Annotated in this window: 26 protein-coding genes; 9 read left to right on the plus strand and 17 right to left on the minus strand. The window is 71.3% G+C overall.

Annotation, left to right across the window (positions count from 1 at the left end):
• Positions 1-109 precede the first annotated feature (109 nt).
• The 3 genes from mraY (at position 110) to ACT3UL_RS04935 (ending at position 3,629) form a co-directional block, all read left to right on the plus strand.
• Positions 110-1,210, plus strand: coding sequence for a phospho-N-acetylmuramoyl-pentapeptide-transferase (mraY, locus tag ACT3UL_RS04925; RefSeq protein ID WP_444577018.1), 1,101 nt, complete (start codon positions 110-112; stop codon positions 1,208-1,210).
• A gap of 159 nt (positions 1,211-1,369) precedes the next feature.
• Positions 1,370-2,581 (plus strand): MFS transporter, encoded by a 1,212-nt coding sequence (locus ACT3UL_RS04930; protein WP_444577019.1) that lies wholly within the window; start codon positions 1,370-1,372, stop codon positions 2,579-2,581.
• Positions 2,582-2,657: 76 nt separating this feature from the next.
• Positions 2,658-3,629, plus strand: coding sequence for a GNAT family N-acetyltransferase (locus tag ACT3UL_RS04935; RefSeq protein ID WP_444577020.1), 972 nt, complete (start codon positions 2,658-2,660; stop codon positions 3,627-3,629).
• Between the two features lie 18 nt (positions 3,630-3,647).
• Here the strand turns inward: ACT3UL_RS04935 and ACT3UL_RS04940 are convergent, their stop codons facing one another.
• The 3 genes from ACT3UL_RS04940 to ACT3UL_RS04950 are packed head-to-tail and all read right to left on the minus strand — an operon-like array spanning position 3,648 to position 6,240.
• Entirely contained in the window at positions 3,648-4,532 is an 885-nt protein-coding gene (locus ACT3UL_RS04940) for an aminoglycoside phosphotransferase family protein (RefSeq protein ID WP_444577022.1), read from the minus strand.
• Between the two features lie 4 nt (positions 4,533-4,536).
• Positions 4,537-5,844: an RNA polymerase sigma factor gene (locus ACT3UL_RS04945; RefSeq protein ID WP_444577024.1), complete on the minus strand. Its 1,308-nt coding sequence runs from the start codon at positions 5,842-5,844 to the stop codon at positions 4,537-4,539.
• Between the two features lie 21 nt (positions 5,845-5,865).
• Positions 5,866-6,240 (minus strand): YciI family protein, encoded by a 375-nt coding sequence (locus ACT3UL_RS04950; RefSeq protein WP_444577026.1) that lies wholly within the window; start codon positions 6,238-6,240, stop codon positions 5,866-5,868.
• 285 nt (positions 6,241-6,525) lie between these two features.
• Here ACT3UL_RS04950 and ACT3UL_RS04955 point away from each other — a divergent pair, with 285 nt between their 5' ends.
• Positions 6,526-6,900, plus strand: a complete 375-nt coding sequence (locus tag ACT3UL_RS04955; protein WP_444577028.1) for a VOC family protein — start codon at positions 6,526-6,528, stop codon at positions 6,898-6,900.
• A gap of 2 nt (positions 6,901-6,902) precedes the next feature.
• Here the strand turns inward: ACT3UL_RS04955 and ACT3UL_RS04960 are convergent, their stop codons facing one another.
• From ACT3UL_RS04960 to ACT3UL_RS04985, 6 genes are all read right to left on the minus strand, one after another.
• Positions 6,903-7,334: a VOC family protein gene (locus tag ACT3UL_RS04960; RefSeq protein WP_444577030.1), complete on the minus strand. Its 432-nt coding sequence runs from the start codon at positions 7,332-7,334 to the stop codon at positions 6,903-6,905.
• Between the two features lie 82 nt (positions 7,335-7,416).
• The gene (locus ACT3UL_RS04965; protein ID WP_444577031.1) at positions 7,417-8,088 is read right to left on the minus strand and encodes a cation diffusion facilitator family transporter; all 672 of its coding nucleotides are present in this window, start codon (positions 8,086-8,088) and stop codon (positions 7,417-7,419) included.
• Positions 8,085-8,420 (minus strand): ArsR/SmtB family transcription factor, encoded by a 336-nt coding sequence (locus ACT3UL_RS04970; protein WP_444577032.1) that lies wholly within the window; start codon positions 8,418-8,420, stop codon positions 8,085-8,087. The genes ACT3UL_RS04965 and ACT3UL_RS04970 overlap by 4 nt, the downstream gene beginning before the upstream one ends.
• Positions 8,421-8,495: 75 nt before the next feature.
• Positions 8,496-8,789: a hypothetical protein gene (locus ACT3UL_RS04975; protein WP_444577033.1), complete on the minus strand. Its 294-nt coding sequence runs from the start codon at positions 8,787-8,789 to the stop codon at positions 8,496-8,498.
• A gap of 156 nt (positions 8,790-8,945) precedes the next feature.
• Positions 8,946-9,287: a type II toxin-antitoxin system RelE/ParE family toxin gene (locus ACT3UL_RS04980; protein WP_444577035.1), complete on the minus strand. Its 342-nt coding sequence runs from the start codon at positions 9,285-9,287 to the stop codon at positions 8,946-8,948.
• The gene (locus ACT3UL_RS04985; RefSeq protein ID WP_444577036.1) at positions 9,287-9,574 is read right to left on the minus strand and encodes a type II toxin-antitoxin system ParD family antitoxin; all 288 of its coding nucleotides are present in this window, start codon (positions 9,572-9,574) and stop codon (positions 9,287-9,289) included. Before ACT3UL_RS04985 ends, ACT3UL_RS04980 begins: the two co-directional genes overlap by 1 nt.
• A 158-nt stretch (positions 9,575-9,732) precedes the next feature.
• Here ACT3UL_RS04985 and ACT3UL_RS04990 point away from each other — a divergent pair, with 158 nt between their 5' ends.
• Positions 9,733-10,410 carry a hypothetical protein gene (locus ACT3UL_RS04990; protein ID WP_444577037.1) on the plus strand — a complete coding sequence of 226 codons (678 nt, stop codon included), beginning with the start codon at positions 9,733-9,735 and terminating at the stop codon, positions 10,408-10,410.
• A gap of 78 nt (positions 10,411-10,488) precedes the next feature.
• Here ACT3UL_RS04990 and ACT3UL_RS04995 read toward each other — a convergent pair whose 3' ends face one another.
• Genes ACT3UL_RS04995 through ACT3UL_RS05005 form a run of 3 tightly spaced genes read right to left on the minus strand, consistent with a single transcriptional unit; the run spans position 10,489 to position 12,920 of the window.
• On the minus strand, positions 10,489-11,157 hold the full coding sequence (locus tag ACT3UL_RS04995) for an HAD family hydrolase (RefSeq protein WP_444577038.1): 669 nt from the start codon (positions 11,155-11,157) through the stop codon (positions 10,489-10,491).
• A 9-nt stretch (positions 11,158-11,166) separates the two neighbouring features.
• Entirely contained in the window at positions 11,167-11,916 is a 750-nt protein-coding gene (locus ACT3UL_RS05000) for a phosphotransferase enzyme family protein (RefSeq protein WP_444577040.1), read from the minus strand.
• Positions 11,913-12,920 (minus strand): N-acetylglucosamine kinase, encoded by a 1,008-nt coding sequence (locus ACT3UL_RS05005; protein WP_444577042.1) that lies wholly within the window; start codon positions 12,918-12,920, stop codon positions 11,913-11,915. Before ACT3UL_RS05005 ends, ACT3UL_RS05000 begins: the two co-directional genes overlap by 4 nt.
• 81 nt (positions 12,921-13,001) lie before the next feature.
• Between ACT3UL_RS05005 and ACT3UL_RS05010 the strand changes: the two genes are divergently transcribed.
• The gene (locus tag ACT3UL_RS05010) at positions 13,002-15,563 is read left to right on the plus strand and encodes a family 78 glycoside hydrolase catalytic domain (protein WP_444577044.1); all 2,562 of its coding nucleotides are present in this window, start codon (positions 13,002-13,004) and stop codon (positions 15,561-15,563) included.
• A 108-nt stretch (positions 15,564-15,671) separates the two neighbouring features.
• Here ACT3UL_RS05010 and ACT3UL_RS05015 read toward each other — a convergent pair whose 3' ends face one another.
• The gene (locus tag ACT3UL_RS05015; RefSeq protein ID WP_444577046.1) at positions 15,672-16,211 is read right to left on the minus strand and encodes a GNAT family N-acetyltransferase; all 540 of its coding nucleotides are present in this window, start codon (positions 16,209-16,211) and stop codon (positions 15,672-15,674) included.
• A 187-nt stretch (positions 16,212-16,398) separates the two neighbouring features.
• Between ACT3UL_RS05015 and ACT3UL_RS05020 the strand changes: the two genes are divergently transcribed.
• From ACT3UL_RS05020 to ACT3UL_RS05030, 3 genes are all read left to right on the plus strand, one after another.
• Positions 16,399-17,775 carry a PEP/pyruvate-binding domain-containing protein gene (locus tag ACT3UL_RS05020; RefSeq protein ID WP_444577048.1) on the plus strand — a complete coding sequence of 459 codons (1,377 nt, stop codon included), beginning with the start codon at positions 16,399-16,401 and terminating at the stop codon, positions 17,773-17,775.
• 6 nt (positions 17,776-17,781) lie between these two features.
• The gene (locus tag ACT3UL_RS05025; protein WP_444577050.1) at positions 17,782-19,113 is read left to right on the plus strand and encodes a PEP-utilizing enzyme; all 1,332 of its coding nucleotides are present in this window, start codon (positions 17,782-17,784) and stop codon (positions 19,111-19,113) included.
• A 68-nt stretch (positions 19,114-19,181) separates the two neighbouring features.
• Entirely contained in the window at positions 19,182-19,652 is a 471-nt protein-coding gene (locus tag ACT3UL_RS05030) for a hypothetical protein (protein WP_444577051.1), read from the plus strand.
• Positions 19,653-19,867: 215 nt separating this feature from the next.
• Here ACT3UL_RS05030 and ACT3UL_RS05035 read toward each other — a convergent pair whose 3' ends face one another.
• The 4 genes from ACT3UL_RS05035 to ACT3UL_RS05050 all read right to left on the minus strand — a co-directional run bounded on the left by ACT3UL_RS05035 (position 19,868) and on the right by ACT3UL_RS05050 (position 22,294).
• Complete coding sequence (locus ACT3UL_RS05035; RefSeq protein WP_444577052.1) at positions 19,868-20,830, minus strand: aldo/keto reductase; 963 nt, start codon at positions 20,828-20,830, stop codon at positions 19,868-19,870.
• 97 nt (positions 20,831-20,927) lie between these two features.
• Positions 20,928-21,692, minus strand: coding sequence for an isocitrate lyase/PEP mutase family protein (locus ACT3UL_RS05040; RefSeq protein ID WP_444577053.1), 765 nt, complete (start codon positions 21,690-21,692; stop codon positions 20,928-20,930).
• A 94-nt stretch (positions 21,693-21,786) separates the two neighbouring features.
• Positions 21,787-22,044 (minus strand): type II toxin-antitoxin system RelE family toxin, encoded by a 258-nt coding sequence (locus ACT3UL_RS05045; RefSeq protein ID WP_444577054.1) that lies wholly within the window; start codon positions 22,042-22,044, stop codon positions 21,787-21,789.
• Positions 22,045-22,048: 4 nt separating this feature from the next.
• Complete coding sequence (locus ACT3UL_RS05050; RefSeq protein ID WP_444577055.1) at positions 22,049-22,294, minus strand: type II toxin-antitoxin system Phd/YefM family antitoxin; 246 nt, start codon at positions 22,292-22,294, stop codon at positions 22,049-22,051.
• Between the last annotated feature and the right edge of the window lie 99 nt (positions 22,295-22,393).

Raw genomic sequence — 22,393 nt, forward strand, 5'->3', positions numbered from 1 at the left:
CGTGACCCGGGCGGACTTCCCCACGGATGGACCGACGAATGAATGGCCCCCAGATGAACCCGATTCTGCCCGACAGCTCCGAGTCCGACAGCTCCGAGGGAGCGCGTCGGTGAACCTCGTCTTCCTCGGCGCCGTCGTCGCGCTCGTCATCAGCCTGGTCGGCACGCGTTCCTACACCGCCCTCGCGCAGCGCAGGGGCTGGGCCCAGTTCGTCCGGGACGACGGCCCCACCAGCCACCATTCGAAGCGCGGCACCCCGCAGATGGGCGGTCTCGTGATCATCGGGGCCACGGTGGCCGGCTACGTCCTCGCGCACCTGGCCACCTGGAGCGCTCCGACGGTCTCGGGGCTGCTCGTGCTGTTCCTGATGGCGGGAGTCGGGTTCATCGGCTTCCTCGACGACTGGACCAAGATCAGGCGCGAGCGGTCCCTCGGCCTGCGGTCCGGGCAGAAGCTCCTGGGCCAGACCGTCGTGGCGGTCATCTTCGCCCTCCTGGCCACCCGGTTCCCCCGCGAGGGGATCACCCCGGCCAGCTTCCGCATCTCCTTCGTGCGGGACACCTGGATCGACCTCGCCGTGCTCGGCACCGTCATCGGCCTGCTGCTGTTCGTCGCCTGGTCCGTCCTCATGATCACCGGGGCCAGCAACGGCGTGAACCTCACCGACGGTCTGGACGGTCAGGCGGCCGGCGCCTGCGTCATGGTGTTCGGGGCCTACGTGCTGATCGGCGTGTGGCAGTGGATCCACAACTGCCAACGGGTCACGTCGACCGGATGCTACGAGGTGCGCGATCCGCTGGACCTGGCGCTGGTGGCCGTGTGCATCATGTGCGCCTGCATCGGCTTCCTGTGGTGGAACACCTCCCCGGCCCGGCTCTTCATGGGAGACACCGGATCGCTCGGGCTCGGCGGGGCTCTGGCCGGGATGGCGATCATGACCCATACGGAGCTGCTCATGGTCATCCTCGGCGGGCTCTTCGTGTTCGAGACCATGTCGGTGATCCTGCAGGTCAGCTACTTCAAAGCGACCAAGCGTCGCAACGGCGGCGTCGGGAAGCGGCTCTTCCTGATCACCCCGATCCATCACCACTTCGAGATGCTCGGCTGGGAGCAGATCACCGTCTCGATCCGCTTCTGGATCATCTGCGGGATCTGCGTCGCGGCGGGCCTGGGCATCTTCTACGGGGAGTGGGTGCTCCTCGCCGGGTGACGCGCTGTGCGGCAGCTCGCCCAGAGGCCGGGCCCCTCTCCCGCTCCCGTGCGAACGGGGATAGGTTTGCTCTGCACGGTGTGTACGCCCGTGCACTGCGGCGGATCCCGTCGCCCCGTCGTCGGCCCCGCCGCCCTGCCATCCCCTCGAGGAGCCCTCGTGCCCATCCCTCTGCGCCGCCGTCGCTGGGCACTGTACGCGCTGTTCCTGCTGCCCGGCCTCAGCGTCTCCGCGTGGGTGACCCGCACCCCCGTGGTCCGCGACCTGCTGGAGGTCTCCACCGCGCAGATGGGCATGGTGCTGTTCGGCCTGTCCGTCGGCTCGATGATCGGGATCCTCTCCTCCGGCCCGCTCGTGATGCGGTGGGGCACCCGCCCCGTCGTCCTGGTCGGATCGTCGCTGATCGTGCTGGCCATGCCCACGATCGGACTCGGAGCCATGGCGGGGCTGCCCGTGCTGGTCGCGCTCGGGCTGGCCCTGTTCGGTGCCGGAATGGGCGGCGGCGAGGTCGCCATGAACATCGAGGGGGCCGACGTCGAACGGATCGGCGGGCGCCCCTTCCTCCCCGCTCTGCACGGCTGCTTCAGCCTGGGCACCGTGATCGGTGCGGGCCTCGGCATCCTCGCCAACGCCGCCCATTTCCCCGTCGCCGCGCACCTGTCGCTGACCGGTGCGCTCGGCGCCGTGCTGCTGATCTGGGCCCTGCGCTCGATCCCCGCCGGCACCGGTCGCGTCTCCTCGCAGCAGCGCACGGAGCAGGCCGCGACGCCCGGCCCCGCGATCTGGAAGGACACCCGACTGCTGTTCATCGGCGGCATCGTGCTGGCCATGGCGCTCGCCGAGGGCACCGCCACCGACTGGCTGCCGCTGGTCATGGTCGACGGCCACGGCTTCGGCGCGACCATGGGAGCGAGCGTCTTCGCCCTCTTCGCGGCATCCATGACGGTGGGCCGCTTCGCCGGCGGACCGATCGTGGCCCGAGCAGGCCGCGCCCGCGTGCTCATGGTCAGCGCCCTGTTCGCCGCCACGGGCCTCGCGCTGATCTCGTTCATCGACAGCCAGGGCGTGGCCGTGGCCGCCGTGATCCTGTGGGGCCTCGGCGCCTCGCTGGGCTTCCCGCTCGCGCTCTCGGCCGCCGGCGACTCGGGAGCCAACCCGGCCGGCCGCGTGGCCCTGGCCTCCACCATCGGGTACCTGGCTTTCCTCGTCGGCCCGCCCACGCTGGGCTTCCTCGGCGAGCACATCGGGCTGCGTTTCGCCCTCGTGGTCCCGCTCGCGGTGGTGCTCGTGGCCGTATTCCTGGCCCCCTCGACCGCCCCGCGCTCCATCCCCGACGAGGACCGGTCCGAGGAGTTCGAACCCGCTCGCTGAGCGGAATCGCGGGGTGGCCGTGCGGCACCGCGGAAAGACGTCGCGCAGCAGCGGATAGCCGTGATCCGATGGGTGCATGAGCACCGTGCAGATCACCGACGTCGATCCGACCCGCGCGGGGGATCTCCTTGCCTGGAACGCCCTGCTGAGAGACGGGTTCATCGCCGGACGCGAGGCCGCCTGGTGGGCGAGCGACGAAGCCGTCCTGGCCCGTTACGGGGACCCGAAGCCCGGCCACACCGCCGTGCTGCTGCTCGCCACTCTCGAGAGCCGACCCGTTGGTGCCGCAGAGGTCGACGCCGGTCCCGGGGAGCCCGCCGAGGTGGAGATCTCCGTGCTGCCCGACGCCCGCCGTCAGGGCGTGGGCACCGCGCTCGCCGAGGCGGTGCGGGAACGACTGCGCGGCGTGGCCGACGTGGTCCAGGCCGAGACGTACTCCGAGGCCGGAGCGGGTTTCGCGACCGAGCTCGGGCTGCGTGTCGGGAACCAGGAGCACCGGCTCCTGCTCGACCTCCCCGTCGACCTGGAGGCGCTGCGTGCGCAGCACCTGGCGCCGTCTGACGTGGAGGTGCGGTCGTGGACCGGTGCCTGCCCGGACGACGTCATCGAGGACTGGGCGCGCCTGACCACGCAGATGGAGGAGGACGTGCCGATGGGCGACCTCACCCGCCCCGCCTCCCGCGGCGACGTGGAGTCCGTGCGCCGCGGGGAGCAGCGGATGGCGGACCAGGGCTGGATCCTGGTGCGCAGCCTCGCCCGGCTCGACGGCGTGAGCGTGGGCTACACGGAGATCTTCGTCAGCCGCCACGACCCCGAGATCATCACACAGGACGACACCCTCGTGGACCGCGACCATCGCGGCCACGGCGTGGGACGGGCTCTCAAGCTCGCCAACCTCGAGAACCTGATGACGCTCGAGGAGACCCGGCGGGCCCGCTGGGTGCAGACCTATACGGCACTGGACAACGCCGCGATGCTCGCGCTGAACCTCGCGTTCGGCTTCCACACCGCCGATCAGCTGACGATCCTCGAGGGGCCCGTCGGCTGATCGGCCCGGAGTTGGCCGTCAGCTGAAGAGCTCCAGCAGGCGCCGGCACTTCGGCGGGTCCAGGGTCAGGCCCTGCTCCAGCCCCCACAGCAGGTAGGACATCGAGCGCACGAGCACCCAGTCCCGTGCCCGCTCCGGCGGGACCTGCGCCGCCTCGACGAAGGCGGCCAGCGCCGCGCGGACGTCTTCCTCGGCCGGCAGCTCGTCCAGGCGCGACCACAGCGCACGGCCGACGTCGTACTCGCGGTCCCCGCGCAGCAGCACCGGGTCCACGACCGTCCATCGATGCCGGGCCCCGGTGAGGACCTGCTGGTCGTGGAGGTCGCCGTCGACCGATCCGTGGCCGGGATCGTCGGCGGTGCGTCGGCCCGCGGCGGCGATCCCGGCCTCCAGGAGCGTGCGCGGAACGGGCTCACCCAGGGCCTCCCAACGGGCGGTGGCCGAGCGGGCCTCGCCGGCGGCGATCTCGTGCGTGCCCGTCGCCGTCCCCGGGGCCGGGACGGCGAGGGTGCGGGTGAGGGCACCGAGCACGGCGGCGGAGCGCTGCGGGGACTGTGCCGACAGGGAGCGCGAGGGGTCCAGGCGTTCGAGCAGCATCACGCCCGCCGCCTCGTCGCTGTCGAGCAGCTCCACGACCCCGCGACCGTCCCAGTGCCGCAGCGCCGCGCACTCGAGAGCCAGATCGTCCCCGGGAGGGGAGAGCCGCAGTGCGGCCTCCTGCGTGCCCCGGCGCACGGGTACGACCAGCGCGTTCGAGCCGTGCACGGGGTCTCCGTCGACCTCCAGGCCCCAGTCCTCGCACCGGCGGGCGACCAGCGCGGGCAGCCGGTCCAGCCACGCCCGTCCGGACTCGTCGTGCCACCAGCGCGGCATCCGACGGAACGAGGAGGGCACGGTGATCATGAGGTCATCCTGCCGTGGCGTTGGCGTTGGCGTTGGCGTTGGCGTTGGCGTTGGCGTTGGCGTTGGCGGCCGGCCCGTGGCCGGCGAGACGCAGCAGGTAGCGCTGCTCGGGGAGGCTGTGCGTGCCCTCGGCCGCGCGCAGGAACGCCTCCCGCGCCTCCGACTCCCGGCCCAGCCGGGTCAGGAGGTGCCCGGTGATCGCCTGGTGGCGGTGGCTCTGCTCAGGGCTCCGGGCCAGCAGGTCGAGACCGGCCTGCGGCCCCGCCACCTCGGCCGTCGCGACCGCGAGGCCGAGCGCGACCGACGGGGTCGGGTCGACGCGCTCGAGCATCCGGTAGAGCTCGAGGATCTGCGGCCAGTCCGTCGCGGCGAACGACGGGGCCTCCGCGTGCACCGCGGCGATCGCGGCCTGCAGCTGGAAGGCGCCGACGTACCCGGAGCTCAGCGTCGGCACCAGCAGCGCGATGCCCTCTGCGATCAAGTCCTGGTCCCAGAGTCGGCGATCCTGCTCCGGGAGCGGGATGATCTCCCCGTCGCTGTCGAGACGGGCGGGTGAGCGGGCGTGGGTGAGCAGCAGGAGCGCCAGCAGGCCGGCGCTCTCCGGCTCCGACGGTCGCGCATGATGCACCTCCCGGGCCAGCCGCACGGCGCTCTCCCCGAGCAGCGGATCCGCTCCGCGCACACGCTCGGCCAGGGAGTGGTCCTGCGTGTAGATCGCGGCCACGGTATGGCGCGCGGCATGGAGCCGGCGCGGGAGCTCGGCCGGAGTGGGAGGGGAGAAGGTCGCCCCGTGCGCACGGAGGGTGGCTTTGGCACGGCTGATCCGCTGCGCCATCGTCGGTTCGGGCACGAAGAAGCAGGTCGCGATCTCCGCGGTCGTGAGGCCGGCGACCGCTCGCAGGGTGAGCGCCACCTGCGAGGGCGCGGTCAGGGCGGGGTGGGCGCAGAGCGTCATCAGGGTCAGGGTGTCGTCCCCGTCGTCCCTGTTGCCGCTGTCGTCCTCGGGAAGGTTCTGGTCTCCGAGGTCGCGGACCTCGAGCCGGGCGGCGCGCTCCTCCCGACCCCGCCGGGAGGCGTCGGCCCGGATGATGTCGACCAGGCGCCGGGAGGCGACCCGGTGCAGCCACGCCCGCGGCGTCGTCGGCAGGCCGTCGCGCGGCCACTGCTCGGCGGCGGCGAGGAGCGCGAGCTGGACGGCGTCCTCGCAGTCCGCGAGATCCCGATGACGGCGCAGCAGCGCGGCGAGGACGTGCGGCGCCTCATCGCGCCACACGTCCTTCCACGCGTCGGCCTGCGCCGTCAGGTCGGGCATGCGTTCAGGACCCGTCGGGCCCTAGCTCATCACCGGGCGCAGCTCGATCGTCTCGCCGCGTGCCCCGAAGAGGTTGGCGATCTCCTCGGCGCGCTCGAGGGTGTCGACATCGATGACGAAGAACCCCGCCAGATGCTCCCTGCCCTCGGCGTACGGGCCGTCGATCGCGACCTTCTGCCCGTCCTTCCACCGGAACAGGCGGGAGGTCGACGGGGCGGCGAGCGCCTCGGCGTGGACGAGCTCCCCGCGGTCCATGACCTCGGCGAACCCTTCGTCGAACGCCTTTCCGCCGGCATCTCGCTCTTCCTGGGGGAGGGCCTGGTGCTCGGGCAGGTAGTCCGCGGTGGGGTGGCCCCAGGGCTGCGGGTTCGAGTGGATGAGGATGACGTACTTCATGACTGCTCCTTCGAAGAGGGGTCGAGAGGAGGCGCCGTGCGGCGTCTCCGTCCGGTGGTCGGAACAGGTCCGGGTTTCTCGACATGTCCGGGGTGGCGGGGCTGCGGCCGGGCCGACGCCGGTCTCTTCCCGTCGGCCAGCCGGTCCGCTAGAGTCACCGGCGATGATGACCAGTCAGGCCCCAGCGGGCCGCTCCCGGAACGGCCACCTGGTCGTGGCCTGATCCGCGCTCCTCCTCGCGTCTGTGCGACCTCGACCCTCGACCCCACAGACCCACGGAGAACCATGACCGCACGTTTCAACCACACCATCATCGCCTCGACGGATCCGGCCGAGATGGCCGATTTCTACCGCGAGCTGCTCGAGGCCGACGACGCCCCGGCCTGGGGCCCCTTCCGCAACCTGCAGATCGCCGACGGCGTGCTGCTCCAGTTCGCGGCACCCTCGATCGACTTCCCGCCCCAGCACTACGCCTACCTGCTGGACGACGAGCACTTCGACCGGGCGTATGCGCTGATCACCGGCCAGGGGCGGGAGCACTGGGCGGATCCTCGGCGAACCCTGCCCGGGGAGATCAACCACGAGCACGACGGCCGAGGGGTGTACCTGCTGGACCCCTCCGGCCACTACCTCGAGCTGATCACCCGCGCGTACCTCTGAGCTCAGGCCTGCTCGGGTGCGCCGATGTTGACCTGCCAGATGATCCCGAACCGGTCGGTGAAGGAGCCGTAGACGTCGCCCCACATCTGCTTCTCCAGGGGCATCGTGATCGAGCCGCCCTCGGAGAGTCTTTCGTAGGCGCTGCGCAGCAGGGTCTCGTCGTCGCCCATGAGCGAGAGGGTGACGTTGGTGCCCTGGACGAAGCCCTCGGGGCTCATGCCCTCGATGACGTCGGAGACGTACAGGCGGATCAGCTCGGTGACCTCGAGCGAGCCGTGCATGATCTTGTCGGCTGCAGGGTTGTCGGCAGGAATGGCTCCGGCCTCGCCGAAGGTCACGAACTGCGGGATCGACCCGAGGGCCTGGCCATAGAACTCGAAGGCCTCGCGGGAGTTCCCCTCGAAGTTGAGGTAAGGGTGCAGGGCTGCGGGCATGGCGTCCTCCTCGACGTCGGCGCGGGTACGATGCCGTGCGCTCAGGAGTGAGCGTAGGTGCCCGGGCCGACGGGCGGAAGACTCAGCAGCAGCTTTCGCCGCCCTCGCTCTCGCCGACCAGTGCGGAGACCGGCTGCTTGCACGCGTCGCCGCGCCACGCCTCGAGGCCCTCGCGGAGTGCGAACACGGCGATCACCAGCGCCGCGACCGCATCGGCCCAGGCCCACCCCAACAGGGAGTTCGCGACCAGCCCCAGCAGCACGGCCGCGGAGAGGTAGGAGCAGATCAGGGTCTGCTTCGAGTCGGCGATCGCGCTCGCCGAGCCCAGCTCCCGCCCCGTGCGGCGCTCGAACCAGGACAGCACCGGCATGATCACGACGCTCACCGCGGCCAGGGCGATGCCCACGGGCGAGTGGTCGGGATCGGCCGCGCCGAGCAGCGAGCGCAGCGCGTCGACCGTGACGAAAGCGGCCAGACCGAAGAACGAGATCGCGATGACCTTCAGGGCGACCTTCTCGCGACGGTGCGGGTCGGGGCCGGCGAACTGCCAGGCCACGGCCGCGGCGGAGAGCACCTCCACGATCGAGTCGAGCCCGAACCCGATCAGCGCGGAGGAGGATGCCGCGTGACCGGCGGCCAGGGCGATCACCGCCTCGAGGACGTTGTAGGTGATCGTCGCCGCGACGATCCAGCGGATCCTGCGCTGGAGGAGCAGGCGGCGGGCGGGGGGCGGGGGAGCGGCGGCCGGGATCATGCGCAGGTGCACTCGTCGCCGGAGCAGCAGTCGGGGTCGACGACCAGCACGAGGCGCACGAGGTCGCCGAGGGCTTCGGCGAGGTGCGGGTCGCTCAGTCGGTACCAGGTGTTCCGGCCGTCCTTCACGCCTTCGACCAGTCCGCATCCGCGCAGGCAGGCGAGGTGGTTGGAGAGCTTCTGGCGGGACACCCCGAGGGCATCGGCGAGGTCGGAGGGAAAGGCGGGGGCTTCGCGCAGCGCCAGCAGCACCCGTGCCCGGGTCTCGTCCGAGAGGGCGTAGCCGAGGCGGGCGAGGGAGGCGGTGTGGCTGAGCGTCACGGTCTCGTGCATGGCCCGACAGTACAGCAGACGCTGTACTGATCGTATGTCGGTCGGGTCAGGTCGGGTCGTGTCGAGCCGGCGCAGTCAGCCGCCGAACAGGGTCCCGACGTCGAAGCCGCCGAGCGTCAGGCTGATGCCGGTCGCGGCGACCAGGAAGATCCCGACGAGCCAGCCGATCATCGCGAGCAGGTTCAGGAGGATCCCCCAGGCGGCGCGGCCGCGGGCGAAGGGTTCGCTGCCGCGGGACATGAATCCGAGGATCAGGCCCAGCGCCGGGGCGATCAGCGTCCATCCGGCCAGGAGGGAGAGGATCCCGAGCAGCAGGCTGGCGGTGCCCTTGCCAGTTCCGTGATGGGTGATCGTGCCGTAGGTGGTCAAGGCGATCCCTTCGTTCCGAGGCGGTCCCGCCCGATGTCCCGGGCGAGTACTCTCAGCGTAGGAACGGGGTGGGGGCCGGCGGATCCGCCTGCGGGATGGTCGGGGTCCGACTGGGGGTGGACATCATGGGCTGGCACTGAGCGTGGTCTGGGGCGGTCAGTTACCGGTATGACGCGGGAGGTCCATGGACTCATGGAGAACTCGGCCCACGATCAGCACGTCGCCCTCGCGGCGGCAGACGAGAAGGTGCCGTGGTCGGCGCACCAGACCGCCTTGAGAATGGCCGCGACTTCGCGCGAGATGCCAGACGAACACCCCGTGGCCGAGTTCGGGACGGTAGAGGTTGAGGTCGAAGGTCTGCGCCGATGCGTCGCGGATCGCGGCGGCCAGCAGCGCTTCATATCGCTCCCGTGCCTGCGCGCCGAAGCTCTGCTCGGATCGAGCGAGAACTTGGACGATGTCCTGCTGCGCGGACTCGGTGATCCGGAAGTTGACCATCACCCCATGCTCGGGGACTCGGCGCCGGGTTCCCCGAGCTGTGCGATCAGGCCGTCGAGGGTGGAGTCGTCGACGTCACGGAAGCGGCCCGCCGCGACGTCGGCCCAGCCTCTGTCGGCAGCTGCACGAAACGCGGCGAGGCGTGCTGCGTCTTCTGCATCCCGTTGCTCGAGCAGGCGAAGGCCGGCACGGAGGACCTCGCTGGCGTTCTGATATCGCCCTGAGGTCACAAGGGAGTTCACGAGCTCGTGCTGATGGTCGCTGAGGACGACATTCCGAGTTGCCATGGCGTTTCCTTCCGTTGGCGCTTTATGCCAATTATCCCTCCTGGTGGCTATTCACGCCAGGGCGCGCCCGGTCCACGCTCAGGCTTCGGTCACCGAAAAACCGAGGGTGGGGCCCACGGGTCGAGATCGAACAGATCCCCGCGCCCTAGCCTGTCCCCATGCGCAGATGGCAGATCGACTCCCTTGCCGAGCTCCGTCGGAGTTACCCGGACGCCGAGGTGACGCCGTACGGATCGGTCCTGGAACCGACCCTCCTGGACTCCTGGAGCGACCTCGATGTCGCCATCCGCATCACCTCGGTCGTAGATCTCGAGTCGGTGCTCGGCACCCGGATCTGGGCATCCCAGGCGGCGCGCGACGCCGGCTGGCAGGTGATCCGCCTCGTGCTCGACGACGGCCGGCGGGTCGACCTCAAGATCGCCGGCGCCGAGGCGGAGGTTCCGGCCCCGGCCTCCGACAATCAGATCCGGTTCGACGCGGCGCTCGCCGCCGCGCGGTTCGGACGCGGGAACGATCTGATCGGTCTCCACCTGGTCCTCGGGATCCTCCGCGAGTCCCTCGTGCATCGGATGGTTGCTGCGGATCGCCAAGAAGAACGCATCCACCATCGACATGCCACAGCGCAGGACGCGCACGCCGCCGACCTCGCTGCCCTGCTGCGCGCGCCTCTCGGGCCGACGACGGCTCGAGGGGCGTACGAGCTCTACGGCGCGAGCCGAGCCGAGGTCGACCCGGATTTCGTCGCGGCGCCCGGGGGTCTGGAGGCCGTGATCGCTCGGGGTACTGAGGACGGCGGGGAGGGTCTGGTCACCCAGATAGATATCGAGCTCGCATGAGCGCCAAGGCCAGGCCCTACGAAACCGCAGGTGTCCTGGCCTTGTCTCCCGGTCTCCCAGCGGGAGGCGGCTACATCGTTAGACCTCCCGACGAGGAGTTGAGTCAATGCCCTCTGACTCCATGACCAGCTCGAGCACCTCGAGAGTGGACGGCGCCTGCACGGTCGGCGGTGCGTCGAGCTCCCAGGCTTGACCGTGGCTCACCCATCCGGTGCGGCACCCGGCCGCCTGACCGCCCTGGATGTCTGCGGTGGCGCGGTCCCCGACCATCCAGCGGACGCCGTCGCTCTCGAACCCGTCCAGCGCGGCCGTGAAGATCTCCGGGGCAGGCTTCTTCGCGCCGACGGCTTCCGAGATCACCACCCGGTCCACACGGCCTTCGAGGCCGCTCACCTGCATCTTCCGAGACTGCTCGGCGACGAGTCCGTTGGTCACGACGATCAGCGTCCATCCCCGATCGCGCAGCTCGGCGAGCTTCTCGAGCAGGCAGTCGTAGCACCGCACGGACCCGGCATGGCCGTGTAGCAGGGTCTGGATGAGCTCGTCGCGGGTCGAGGTCAGGTCGAGCCGCTCGAGCAGTCCGTCGGCGAGGATCGCCCGATGCGTGTAGCCGTGGCCGTCGGTCTCGAGCAGCCAGCGGAGATCGTCCTCCGTGCCTCCCTGGGCGGCGATGAACTCCTCGGCCCAGGCGGCGAAGGCACCGTCACGATCCACCAGCGTGTTGTCGAGGTCCAGGAGCAGCAGCATCGGGCGAGCCTAGCCGGGGAGGGGCGCCGGGAAGGTGCGTCGGCCCGCTTCGCGCATCGCGACGAGGCGGCTGCGCCAGCGGGTGGGCCATCCCTGAACCACCCAGGTCGCATGGGGCTCGTGGCCGTGGGCGCCGAGCCATTCGACCTCGTCGATGGCCTGCTCATGGCGCGATACCGCAACCTCGACGACGTCGATCGGGGCGTGCCAGCCGTAGCCGTCGAGGAGCGCTCGGGCGCGGGCTCGTCGACGCTCGGCCTCGTCCTGCGGGAGTGGGGCGTCGTCGGGGTCGACGTCGACGGGAGTGACCCAGAGCAGCGCATAGGCGAGGTCCTCGGCAGGGTCGCCCGGCCGCGCGGCATCCCAGTCGAAGAGCCCGACGGCGATGCCGTCCCGCCAGGCGACGTTCCCCGGCTTGGGATCCCCGTGGCAGATGGTGGTGCTCGGGGTGCTCGGGACCGACCAGACGGCGTCCGCCGGAGGGACCCACGTGCGCGTCGCCTCGTGCACGGCGCGCAGCAGCCGGCCCAGGGAGCGGGCGGCGTCAGGGGAGAGACCATCAGGCCAGGCCTCGTCACGCGCGATCCCGGGCACGAGGCTCACGTGCTCGAAACGGTCATCGAGGCCCAGCGGCCGGGGCACCGGGAGGCCCTGCGCCCCCAGATGCTCCAGCAGGGAGTGGATAGTCGGCGTCCAGGGCTTGCGCGGTCGGCGCACCGTGGTGCCGTCGATGCGGATCTCGCGAGGTCCTGCCATCATGCGGGGATCGCCGACGGGGTCCGCTCGGTGAGCTGGCCGATCGTCGCCTCGTCGACTTCGACTCCGGCAGCCTCGAGGGCCAGGATCGCCGCTCCGCCGAGGGGGTCGAGCTGTGAGGGGACCAGGTCGAGGGCGCTCGGTTCGGCCTCGACCAACATGCGGTCGAGGCGGTCGCGGAAGCTCGGAGCGTCCGCGAGGGAGCCCGTGCAGGCCACAGGGACCGGTCGGGGCCCGGCCACAGGGGCGAGCAGGCGCACACCGCGCGCGGTGCGGGCGGCCAGGTCGGTCAGGGCTCGGTCGGCGAGGGCGGACTGCTCGCCCATCGCCGTGACCTGGGGCGCGAAGTCCCCGTAAGACCGTTTGATGGTGTTGCGATGGGTCGAGGAGCGGGCGAGGACGGCCTCGTGCAGCGACGGGACGTCAGCCACGCCGAAATGCTCAAGAGCCGCCGGCACCAGCGGATCCGTCGGGGAGCAGTCGTTCATCAGGATCTGCTGGACGACGTCGTACACGAGGTGCCGTGCGGCCCCGGCGTAGTGCTCGAGCTGACCGCTCTCCGTCTCGACGCCCTCCTCGTCGATCGCGAGGATCATCGACCCGGTGCCGGCGACCACCACGATGCCCGGCCGGCCTGACAGCGCGCCGCGATGGGCGATCACGGCGTCGTTCACGACGATCTTCGGGCAGGTCAGACCCGGTGCATCGACCAGGGCGGCCGTGCGGTCGTTGTCCCCGTCGCTCTGGTTGGAGCCGGTGCGCTCGAATCCGGCGATGCCGGCCGCGAGGGCCACGGCGCCCGCCGGGTCGAGCCCGCCGGACTCGAGTGCCTGCGCGATGGTGCCGCGGATGTTCTCGAGCGCGTCGTCGTTGTGGCTCGGGTTCCCGCCCCTGCCGACGGCCGCGGCAAGGCGCGTCCCGTCCAGCGCGAAGCAGCCCACGCGCGTGTGCGTGCCGCCCGCGTCGATGCCGATCACGAACTCGTGCTGCGGGGTCGTCGAGGTCATGACCGTGAACCTAGCAGCGGCCGGTCCACGCCACTGTTACTCTTCCTGCTCGTGTCGTCGCGAGCGAAGGAGCTGCGTCCGATGGGCTCGACCCTCCGCACCACTCGCACTTCCCGCACCTCCTCCCCGAGCGGTCTTCTGCTGAACCTGCAGGACCACGCCGTGGGCGTGGACGGTGACGGGCTGCGATGCTCCTGGATCGTCCCGATGCTGGGCGATGCGCTCCAGCGCGCCTATCGCGTGCAGATCGCCGAGGACCCGTCCTGCGCCGAGCCGCTCTGGGACTCCGGCCGGGTGCTCTCGGCGGACTCCACCGGTGTGCTGATCCACGAAGTGGGGCTGGAGGCCTCGACCCCGTACTGGTGGCGCGTGCAGGTCGACACCTCGGAGAGCGGCGACTGGTCCCTCGCCGCACCCTTCACGACGGCCCCGTGCACGGCAGGCCCCTCCACAATGGACCCGGCCCTGTGGCCGGCGACCCCGATCTGGGCAGGGGAGCACACTGACTGGGCGTCGCTGCGCACCGAGATCGACCTGCCGCCGACGCCGATCCGCGCGGCCTTCGTGGAGGCCGTGGGTCTGTCGCCGGAGGGTGGCCCCGGCGAGGACGGGCCCCGCGGCGGGCGCCAGCATGTCTACAAGCTCTGGGTGAACGACCAGGTCACGGGCTTCGGCAGCGTGCGCAGCCAGGATGAGCACCCGAGGTTGCACACCCACCACCTCACCGACGTGCTGCACCCGGGACGCAACGCCCTCGCGGCACTCGCCTGGGCGCAGGACGGCCGCCAGTTCGCCGCCCGCCTTGTCGTGGTGCTCGACGACGGCACCCGGATCGAGCACGTGACGACGCCCGAGACCTGGCGCGCGCTGCCCGGTGATCACCTGCTGCCGGGGGAGCGGAGCATCGGGGGCGGCTGGTTCCACGCTCCCGCGGAGGACTGGGATCTGCGCGAGGAGCCCGTCGGATGGACCTCGCCCGGGTTCGACGACACGGGCTGGGCGGCGGCGTCGGCCGCTCCGGCGCTGCCCGCGGAGCCGGCCCCGGCGATCGTGAGTCTCGGGCAGGCCGACGGGGACCCGGCTCCGCTGGAGCCCGTCGGCCCCGGGGCCTGGCGGTTCGACCTGGGCCGGGAGATCGTCGGCGGACTGCGCCTGCGAGCCCGGGCGAGCGACGGGGCCCGGATCGAGGTGCGCCTGGGCGAGCAGCGCGACGCCGACGGGCGGGTGATCTCCTCGATGCCCACTGGGAACGTCTACGAGGAGACGTGGACCCTGCGCGACGGCGAGCAGGAGGTCGAGCACTGGGGGTATCGCGCCTTCCGCTACGGCGAGCTGCGCGTGCTCGGGGGCGAGGCCGAGGACCTGCAGGTCACACCGACGATCCTGAGCAGCGTGACGGCGCGTGGCGAGGAGACCGGGCCCACCGAGAGGGCCGGGCACTCCGGCGCATTCGCGTCGTCGGACCCGGATCTGGACCGCGTGCACGAGCTGTGCCGCTACTCGATCGAGGCCACCACCCTGGATCTCTATCTCGACACCCCCTCGCGCGAGCGCGGGCCTTACGAGGGCGATACCTACGTCAACCAGCTCTCCCAGTACGCCTGCGCGCGCAGCTTCGCGCTGGCCCGCGTCTCGAACCAATACCTGACGCGCCGGCCCACCTGGCCGGCCGAGTACCACCTGATGCCCGTGCTCGTGGCCTGGGAGGACTACCTCGCCACCGGGGACGACGCCCAGCTGCGCTCCGATGTGGACCTGTGGCAGCAGGCGAACTACGACCGCCACCTCGGGGCCGACGCTCTGCTGCACAAAGCCCCCGGCTCCTCGAGCGCCTGGGACGCCGACCTCGTGGACTGGCCGCAGACCTGCCGCGACGACTACGAGTTCACCGAGGTGAACACCGTGCTGAACGCCTTCCAGGCCGCGGCGCACCAGGCGCTCGCGACGATCTGCACCGTGCTGGACCGCGGGAGCGAGGCGGAGCATCACGCGGCGCTCGCCGCCCGGATGCTCGCGGGGATCGAGGCGCACCTGGTGCGGGAGGACGGCATCTACCGCGACGGCCTCGGCAGCGAGCATTCCGCGCAGCACGCCACCGCGATCCCGGTCGCGCTGGGTCTCGCGCCGGCATCCCGCCACGAGGCGCTCGGCGAGGCCATGGCGGCCGGCGGGATGCGGATGAGCGTGTACGGGGCGCAGTTCCTGCTGGATGCGCTGTTCGCCCTGGGAAGGGCCGACGAGGCGCACGCCCTGATGACCTCCCGGGGGCAGCGCGGCTGGCTGCATCAGCTCGATGACCTGGGCACGAGCATCGTCCCCGAGGCCTGGGACCCCTCGCTCAAACCCAACATGACCTACTCCCACGCGTGGGGCACCGCGCCCGTGAACGCCATCGCCCGCTGGGTGCTCGGGGTGCGCGTGGTGGCTCCCGGCGCCGCACGGCTCGAGATCACCCCGCAGCCCGGGCCGCTGGCGTGGATGGAGGGCACGGTGCCCACGATCCGCGGCGACGTGCACGTGCGCTACGACCGGGCGGAGAACCTGCTCGAGGTGCGCATCCCCGCGAACACGACCGCACGGGTGCGACGCGGCGACATCGACGTGGAGGTCGGCCCAGGGAGCACCACCCTGACATCGACGTGACCGCGCAATGCCACCGTCGGGGTGGCGGTGATCCCGTAAGCGTGACGAAGTTGGGGGAATGGGCGCTTGATTCCCCCAACTTTGCCCCGTTCGTGACGCTCGTTCGGGTCAACTCCGGGTGGACTCGGGGCTCTCCCCGTCGAGCGGCTTCATCATCCACCGGGCCGGGTCGGCGACGTGGTGCACCTGGTGCGCATCGTCGATCCACGTGTACCGGTCGAGATAGTCCCGCCCGGTATCGACGTAGCCGAGTCGCAGGTAGAGGCGCATCGGGCCGGAGTCGTCGACCCCCAGCCCGAGTTCGTGGTGACCGCGTGCTCTCGCCTCCTCCTCGAGCAGACCGAGCATCTGCGTCCCGATCCCCTGGGACTGGAGGCGTTCTGGCCATACCTGCAGGCCGTTGACCTCGGGGCAGCGCGGCACCTCGGTCGCCGCGCATCCGGACCACCGGATCTCGCAGGAGCCGACAAAGGTGTCCGGGTCCTGTCGGCAGGCAGCTAGGAAGTATGTGCTGGTGCCGGCCTCCTGGTGGGAGAACCTCTTCGCATGGGTCCGGCTGTTGCCCGTGGGCGCCCAGGCCTCCAGGGCGGGCAGGTCGGCGGCGGTGCACGGGTGGAGGGCGACGTCGCAGGTCTGCATGCGGTTCATCGTCCGGGATCCATCGCGGCGGGGCCAGGCAATATCCGGTTACTCCGGGATTCGTCCGGCGACGGACGTCGGGGTCGGGCGTGGTCGTCCTCGGCCTCCGGACGACGGCCCTGGTGCCCCGCGGTGACCAGCAGTACGCTCTGGTCGCCACGCACCCCATTCCGGGTGCCCCGTCGAAGAAGGCGCCATGCACGTCCGCCAGTTCCAGGACATCGGCCGCGACGACATCGCCGAGGTGGGCGGCAAGACCGCGAACCTCGGCGAGCTCACCCGGGCGGGGCTCCCGGTACCCCCGGGCTTCGTGCTCACCACCGGCGCCTACCGACGATTCGTCGAGGTCGCGGGGATCCGGGAGCACCTGTTGGATCGGGTGCGCGACCTCGACCCGGAGGACACCGAGGCCGCCGACCACGCCGCGCAGGCCATCGCCGAGCTGTTCACGGGCACGGAGATCCCGGAGGATCTGCGCCGCGAGCTCCTCACGGCACGAGCTGGTCTCGGGGACACCCCCGTGGCGGTCCGCTCCTCCGCCACGGCCGAGGACCTCGAGGACGCGAGCTTCGCGGGCCAGCAGGAGACGTTCCTGCACGTGGTCGGTGACGCGCACCTGTTCGAGGCGGTGCGCGGATGTTGGGCCTCCCTGTGGTCCGCCCGCGCCCTCGCCTATCGCGCACGGCGCGGCATCGACCCGGCCGACGTCGCGCTCGCCGTCGTCATCCAGGAGATGGTGCCGGCGGACGCCGCCGGGGTGCTGTTCACCGCCGATCCCGCCACCGGGCGCCGCACGGAGACCGTGATCAGCGCGGCCTGGGGGCTCGGCGAGGCCGTGGTCGCCGGAATGGTCGACACCGCTCGCGGCCGCATCGCCTCGCGCACCACGGCGGACAAGGCCGTGATGGTGGTCCCCGCCGAGCACGGCACCACCACGGTGGAGGTTCCGTCGCAGCGTCGCCGCGTCCCCGTGCTCAGCGACGCGCAGGCGCTCGACCTCGCCCGCTGGGGCACCCGGATCGCCACGCACTACGGAGCGCCGCAGGATGTGGAATGGGCGCTGGTGGGCACCGGATTCGTCATCACCCAGGCGCGTCCCATCGTCGCCCTGCCGGAACCGGCCGGCCCCGCGCCCGAGAGCTGGGAGGTGCCGCACCGGCATGCCGGCTACTTCCGGGCGAGCATCGTCGAGCAGATGCCCGACCCGCTCACGCCGCTGTTCGCGGACCTCACCGCCGCGCACGTCATCGAGGCGATGATCTCGACGATCACCGACGCCTCCGGCCGCGACGATGTGTTCACCGACCGCGGCGTCGAGTTCGTGACCATCAACGGCTACGCCTACTACTGCTACGCCAACACCACTATGGCGGCGATCTCCGCGAAGTCCGTGCTGTTCGTGCCGCGACTGCTCGGCAAGGGCATCGGCGGGCCGCGGTACTGGCGCGAGACCGCGCTGCCGCAGTATCAGCGAGTCGTCGAGCAGGAGACGGCCGGCGACGTCGCGGACCGGCCGGCGGGCGAGCTGCTCGCCTCCGCAGAGCGCCTGGTCACGGAAGGATTCGCGTACTAAACGTCGGTGCAGACGGTGATCCCACCGGTGGTGATCGCCGAATCCGTCTACACCGCGTTCTGCCGACGGGTCGCGAAGCCCGGCGACCCGAGCCCGGAGACGCTGCTGTTCGGCTACGAGAGCGCACCGATCCGCGCCGAGGAGTCGCTCTACGGCCTGGCCCGCTGGGCTCGCGAGAGGGAGGGGCTGGCGCAGGCGCTCACGGCCTCGGAGACCGTTCTCGAACAGCGACCCGACGGGGTCGACGACGCGGTGTCGCAGGAGTGGCGCGAGCGCTTCGCGGCGCACCTGGCGGAGCACGGCCACGCGATCTACACGCTGGACGTCGTCCAGCCCGTCGCCGCCGATGCCCCGGAGCTGCTGTGGGACGTGCTGCGAATGTACCTGCGCGGCGAGTGCACCGATCCGGGGGTTCGGCGCGCGGCCGCCGTCCGGGCCCGCGAGGAGGGCGCCGACCGGATCCGGGCGCACCTGCGCAGGCCGCTGCGGCGGGTCTTCGATCGCCCGCTGCGTCGGGCCCAGGAGCTCACCCCGATCCGGGAGGATGCCCTGGCCGGAGTGGGGCTGGGCTGGCCCGCGGCCCGTCGGGCCCTACGCGAGCTCGGGCGTCGCCTCACGGCCGCCGGGGCTCTCGATGCGGCCGACGACGTGTTCTGGCTGCGCCGCGACGAGCTCGTCGACCTCGCCGAACAGCTCGACGGCTCCGGACAGCTCGACCTCGCCGGACACCCCGACGGCTCCGGACAGCTCGACCTCGCCGGACACCCCGACGGCGACGGACAGTTCGATGGCGGCGGTCGCCGACTGCCCACACGGGCCGGCCTCGTCGAGGAGCGGCGTGTGATCTGGCGCGGCCAGAAGCTCGCCACCCCGCCCCAGCTGCTGCCCCAGCGCTCCGTGTGGCGGGCCTTCGACCGCTTCATGCCCTCGGCCGGAGAGGGCGGGGACGGCGAGGTGCTCACCGGGATCGGCGGCAGCGGAGGCGCCGTCACCGCGACCGTGCGCGTGCTGAGCGGACCCGAGCAGTTCCGCGACTTCCGGCCCGGTGAGATCCTCGTCGCCGCGATCACCACCCCGGCCTGGACCCCGCTGTTCGCCATGGCCGCCGGCGTGGTGACCGACGTGGGCGGTCCGCTCAGCCACAGCTCGATCGTGGCTCGCGAGCACGGCATCCCTGCTGTGCTCGGCACTGGCACGGCGACCCGGCGCCTGCGCACCGGCCAGCGGGTCACTCTCGACGGATCCGCCGGAACGGTGCGCCTCGCGGACGAGGAGGACTACGGTGACGAGGACGATGGTGACGACGGAGCGACGGGGCCCGCCGCCGCCCGTATATGACGACCCCGACGGGCTTCCGAGCTGGCTGCTCCCCGGTCGAGCCGGCGGCTCCCGACGAAAGGCACGTCATGACCGATCCCGCACAGCTCCTCGCCGCCGCCCATCACGTGCTGCTGCACAACTGGCCCTCGACCGATGTGCCGCACACCCTCGCCCGCGCCGGCTTCGCCGTGACCGTCTTCGGCGGCCCCGCGCCCGACGACGTCTCGGTGACCGAGCTGGTCGACGGACAGATCCTCGACCGCTGGACTGGGGTGAGGCCGGAATCGGCCGACGTCCTGTACGTCTACCCCTGGCCCGGTTTCGAGCTCGAGCGGGATCTGCCGGACGTGGCCCGCACCGCCCGCGAGCTCGGCGCCGGCACGCTCTGGTTCCAATCGGCCCTCACCGAGGACGGGTCGCAGGACGACCACGGTACCTGGGTTCCCGAGGACGACGCCGCACGGATCGACGAGATCGGGGAGGCCGAGGGCCTCAGCGTCGTTCGCGATGCCTACATCGCCGACGTTGCGCGGGAACTCGGGGCAGGACGCGGCTGACCGGAATCGGCCTCGAGCGAGGAGGACCCGGGGTGGTGCATCCACTGGCGCATAGCGTGCAGGCATGCCACTGGGGGAGCTGGCTGCGCGTATGACGCCAGTGGATGCGTTGCCCTCAGCGTCACCCTGGGTCACCACGGGTCACCCTGGGTCACCCTGGGTCACCACGGGTCACCAGGAACGGATCCGGGCCATCTCGTGCGACGACGCCGGGGTCACCAGGCGTAGGCCTCCGGGGCTGGCCCGCCGGGACCGGGGAAGATCTCGTCGAGCGTTGCGAGGTCCTCGTCGGACAGCGTGATGTCGACGGCGTCGATCGCCGAGTCCAGCTGCTCCATCGTGCGCGGGCCGATGATCGGGCCGAGCACGCCGGGCCGGTGCAGCAGCCACGCGAGGGCCGCCTGGCCGGGTGCCAGATCGCGCTCCGCGCAGAACGCCTCCCAGCGGTCCAGCTGCGCGGTGAGGTCAGCCGGGTTGTGGCGGCGGTCGGCGGTGCCGCGGCGCACGCCCGTCTCCGAGCGACCGCCGAGCTTGCCACCGGAGAGCGGTGACCAGGCGATGACGCCCATCCCGTAGTGCTCCGCGGCGGGGAGCACCTCGAGCTCGATGTCGCGGGTGAACAGGTTGTACAGCGACTGCTCGGAGACCAGGCCCAGCGAGTGGCGGGCGCGGGCGGCCTCGTTCGCCTGGGCGAGGTGCCAGCCGGCGAAGTTCGAGGAGCCCACGTAGGTGATCTTCCCCTGGGCGACCAGCAGCTCCATGGCCTGCCAGATCTCCTCCCACGGGGCGGAGCGGTCCACGTGATGCATCTGGTAGAGGTCGATGTGGTCGGTCTGCAGGCGGCGCAGGGACGCGTCGACCGCGCGGCGGATGTTCAGCGCCGAGAGCCCGCGGTCGTTCTTGCCCGGGCCCATCTCGCCGAACACCTTGGTCGCGAGCACAATCTCCTCGCGGCGGCCGCGGGAGGCCAGCCAGCGGCCGATGATCTCCTCGGTCCAGCCGCGACGATCCGCGCCGCCGTAGCCGTTGGCCGTGTCGAAGAAGGTCGCGCCCTGGTCGAGGGCGCGGTCCATGATCGCGAAGGCATCCTCCTCCGCGGTGTGCGGGCCGAAGTTCATGGTGCCGAGGACGAGCCGGGAGACGGTCGCTCCGGTGCGTCCGAGCTGGGAGTACTGCATCGTGATGAGCTCCTCGTGTCGTGGTGTCCCCGCGCCAGGAGCCCGGGGTCCGCCGCCGGAAAGCGTACGTCCGCCGGCGAGCCGTGACCAGGGGAGCTCAGCGCCAGGCCGCGGTGATCTCCGCGACGTGGTCGGCCAGGGCGGCCTGCAGCAGCGGCCCGAAGCTGACCCGATGCACGCCGAGCTCCGTGAGCCGCGCGAGGTCGAGTCCCTCCGGGATCGCGCCGTTCACCGGGTGGGCGGTGACGTTCAGCGGGGTGCTGACCGCGGCGAGCAGTGCTTCGAGCGTCGCGACGTCGGGGACGCCGACGGGGTACAGCGAGTCGGCGCCGGCGGCCTCGAGCAGGGTCAGGCGGGTGATCGCCTCGGCCAGCCGGTCGGGGATCTCCTCCTTGGTCTTGAACACGTCGGTGCGCCCGTTGATGACCAGGTGCACTCCGGACGTATCGGCCGCCCGGCGGATCCCGGCGATGTAGTCGGCGTGCTCCTGCGCCCCGCGCAGCCTGCCCTCGGAGTGCACGGTGTCCTCGATGTTGACGCCGACGGCTCCCGCGTCCAGCACGCGGTCGACGAGCTCGGCGGCAGCGGTGTCGTAGCCGGATTCCACATCGGCGGAGACCGGGACGTCGACCGCGCGGGTGACACGGGCGATGCCTGCGAGGGCATCCTCGAGGCTCATGTCCTCACCATCACCGGCCCCTACGGAGTTCGCGACGGGATGGCTGCCGACGGTCAGCGCTTCGAAGCCGGCGGAGACCGCAGCCTGGGCGGACCAGGCGTCCCACACAGTAGGAAGCACCACCGGGGTGGACCGGTGGTGCAAGGCGAGAAGGGCTTCGGCGCGTTCGCTCAAGGAGGTCATGGGCCCATCACACTCGGGTTCCGTGACCTGGTCAAGGAATCGGGCGCCGGGCCGACATCGACACCCCGTCGTCGCGGTGGGCCGACTCGTCCGTTCAGCGGTCGTACACGTCGCGGCGGTGTCCGAGCGTGACGACGACGACGAGCAGGCGAGTGTCTTCGACGGTGTAGATGATGCGGTAGGCGCCGACGCGTATGCGCAAGCCATCTCGACCCTGTAACGCCTTCGCGCCCGGGGGTCGGGGTTCGGCGGCGAGCAGTGCGATCGCGCCCTGAATGCGGCGACGATCCTGGTGGTCGATGCACTTCAGCGCGCGCAACGCCGCGGGGCGTACCTCGATCTCGTAGGGCACGTAGTCACCACCCGAGATCGCTCTTGACCTGCTCCCAGGGGATGTTCGGTCCCTCCTCGGCCATGGCCGCGTCGAAGGCTCGGGCGTCCTCGGACTCCTCGGCGGCGTCCTTGAGCCGTTCGTACTCCGCTGGACTGAGAACGACCGCCTGGACCTCGCCTCGACGCTCGACGAGGACCGCCTCATGCTGGGCGGTCTCGATGACGGCTGCGAAGCTCTTGCGTGCGTCGGAAGCGCTGATGGTCGACATGTTCTGATTGTACATTTGGACCGACGAAACGTACATGACCTGTGTGGCAAGAGCCTTCCGGACACGCCCTGGACGACATCGCGTACCGCCTCTCGATCT

This window comes from Brachybacterium sp. 107 (genome assembly GCF_052379725.1).
GTDB lineage: Bacteria > Actinomycetota > Actinomycetes > Actinomycetales > Dermabacteraceae > Brachybacterium.

Excerpts from the sequence above, each read along its gene's own strand:
- ACT3UL_RS04935 (WP_444577020.1), top strand. The coding sequence starts at position 2,658 with ATGAGCACCGTGCAGATCACCGACGTCGATCCGACCCGCGCGGGGGAT.
- ACT3UL_RS04940 (WP_444577022.1), bottom strand. The coding sequence starts at position 4,532 with ATGATCACCGTGCCCTCCTCGTTCCGTCGGATGCCGCGCTGGTGGCAC.
- ACT3UL_RS04945 (WP_444577024.1), bottom strand. The coding sequence starts at position 5,844 with ATGCCCGACCTGACGGCGCAGGCCGACGCGTGGAAGGACGTGTGGCGC.
- ACT3UL_RS04950 (WP_444577026.1), bottom strand. The coding sequence starts at position 6,240 with ATGAAGTACGTCATCCTCATCCACTCGAACCCGCAGCCCTGGGGCCAC.
- ACT3UL_RS04955 (WP_444577028.1), top strand. The coding sequence starts at position 6,526 with ATGACCGCACGTTTCAACCACACCATCATCGCCTCGACGGATCCGGCC.
- ACT3UL_RS04960 (WP_444577030.1), bottom strand. The coding sequence starts at position 7,334 with ATGCCCGCAGCCCTGCACCCTTACCTCAACTTCGAGGGGAACTCCCGC.
- ACT3UL_RS04965 (WP_444577031.1), bottom strand. The coding sequence starts at position 8,088 with ATGATCCCGGCCGCCGCTCCCCCGCCCCCCGCCCGCCGCCTGCTCCTC.
- ACT3UL_RS04970 (WP_444577032.1), bottom strand. The coding sequence starts at position 8,420 with ATGCACGAGACCGTGACGCTCAGCCACACCGCCTCCCTCGCCCGCCTC.
- ACT3UL_RS04980 (WP_444577035.1), bottom strand. The coding sequence starts at position 9,287 with ATGGTCAACTTCCGGATCACCGAGTCCGCGCAGCAGGACATCGTCCAA.
- ACT3UL_RS04985 (WP_444577036.1), bottom strand. The coding sequence starts at position 9,574 with ATGGCAACTCGGAATGTCGTCCTCAGCGACCATCAGCACGAGCTCGTG.
- ACT3UL_RS04990 (WP_444577037.1), top strand. The coding sequence starts at position 9,733 with ATGCGCAGATGGCAGATCGACTCCCTTGCCGAGCTCCGTCGGAGTTAC.
- ACT3UL_RS04995 (WP_444577038.1), bottom strand. The coding sequence starts at position 11,157 with ATGCTGCTGCTCCTGGACCTCGACAACACGCTGGTGGATCGTGACGGT.
- ACT3UL_RS05000 (WP_444577040.1), bottom strand. The coding sequence starts at position 11,916 with ATGATGGCAGGACCTCGCGAGATCCGCATCGACGGCACCACGGTGCGC.
- ACT3UL_RS05005 (WP_444577042.1), bottom strand. The coding sequence starts at position 12,920 with ATGACCTCGACGACCCCGCAGCACGAGTTCGTGATCGGCATCGACGCG.
- ACT3UL_RS05010 (WP_444577044.1), top strand. The coding sequence starts at position 13,002 with ATGGGCTCGACCCTCCGCACCACTCGCACTTCCCGCACCTCCTCCCCG.
- ACT3UL_RS05015 (WP_444577046.1), bottom strand. The coding sequence starts at position 16,211 with ATGAACCGCATGCAGACCTGCGACGTCGCCCTCCACCCGTGCACCGCC.
- ACT3UL_RS05020 (WP_444577048.1), top strand. The coding sequence starts at position 16,399 with ATGCACGTCCGCCAGTTCCAGGACATCGGCCGCGACGACATCGCCGAG.
- ACT3UL_RS05030 (WP_444577051.1), top strand. The coding sequence starts at position 19,182 with ATGACCGATCCCGCACAGCTCCTCGCCGCCGCCCATCACGTGCTGCTG.
- ACT3UL_RS05035 (WP_444577052.1), bottom strand. The coding sequence starts at position 20,830 with ATGCAGTACTCCCAGCTCGGACGCACCGGAGCGACCGTCTCCCGGCTC.
- ACT3UL_RS05040 (WP_444577053.1), bottom strand. The coding sequence starts at position 21,692 with ATGACCTCCTTGAGCGAACGCGCCGAAGCCCTTCTCGCCTTGCACCAC.
- ACT3UL_RS05050 (WP_444577055.1), bottom strand. The coding sequence starts at position 22,294 with ATGTCGACCATCAGCGCTTCCGACGCACGCAAGAGCTTCGCAGCCGTC.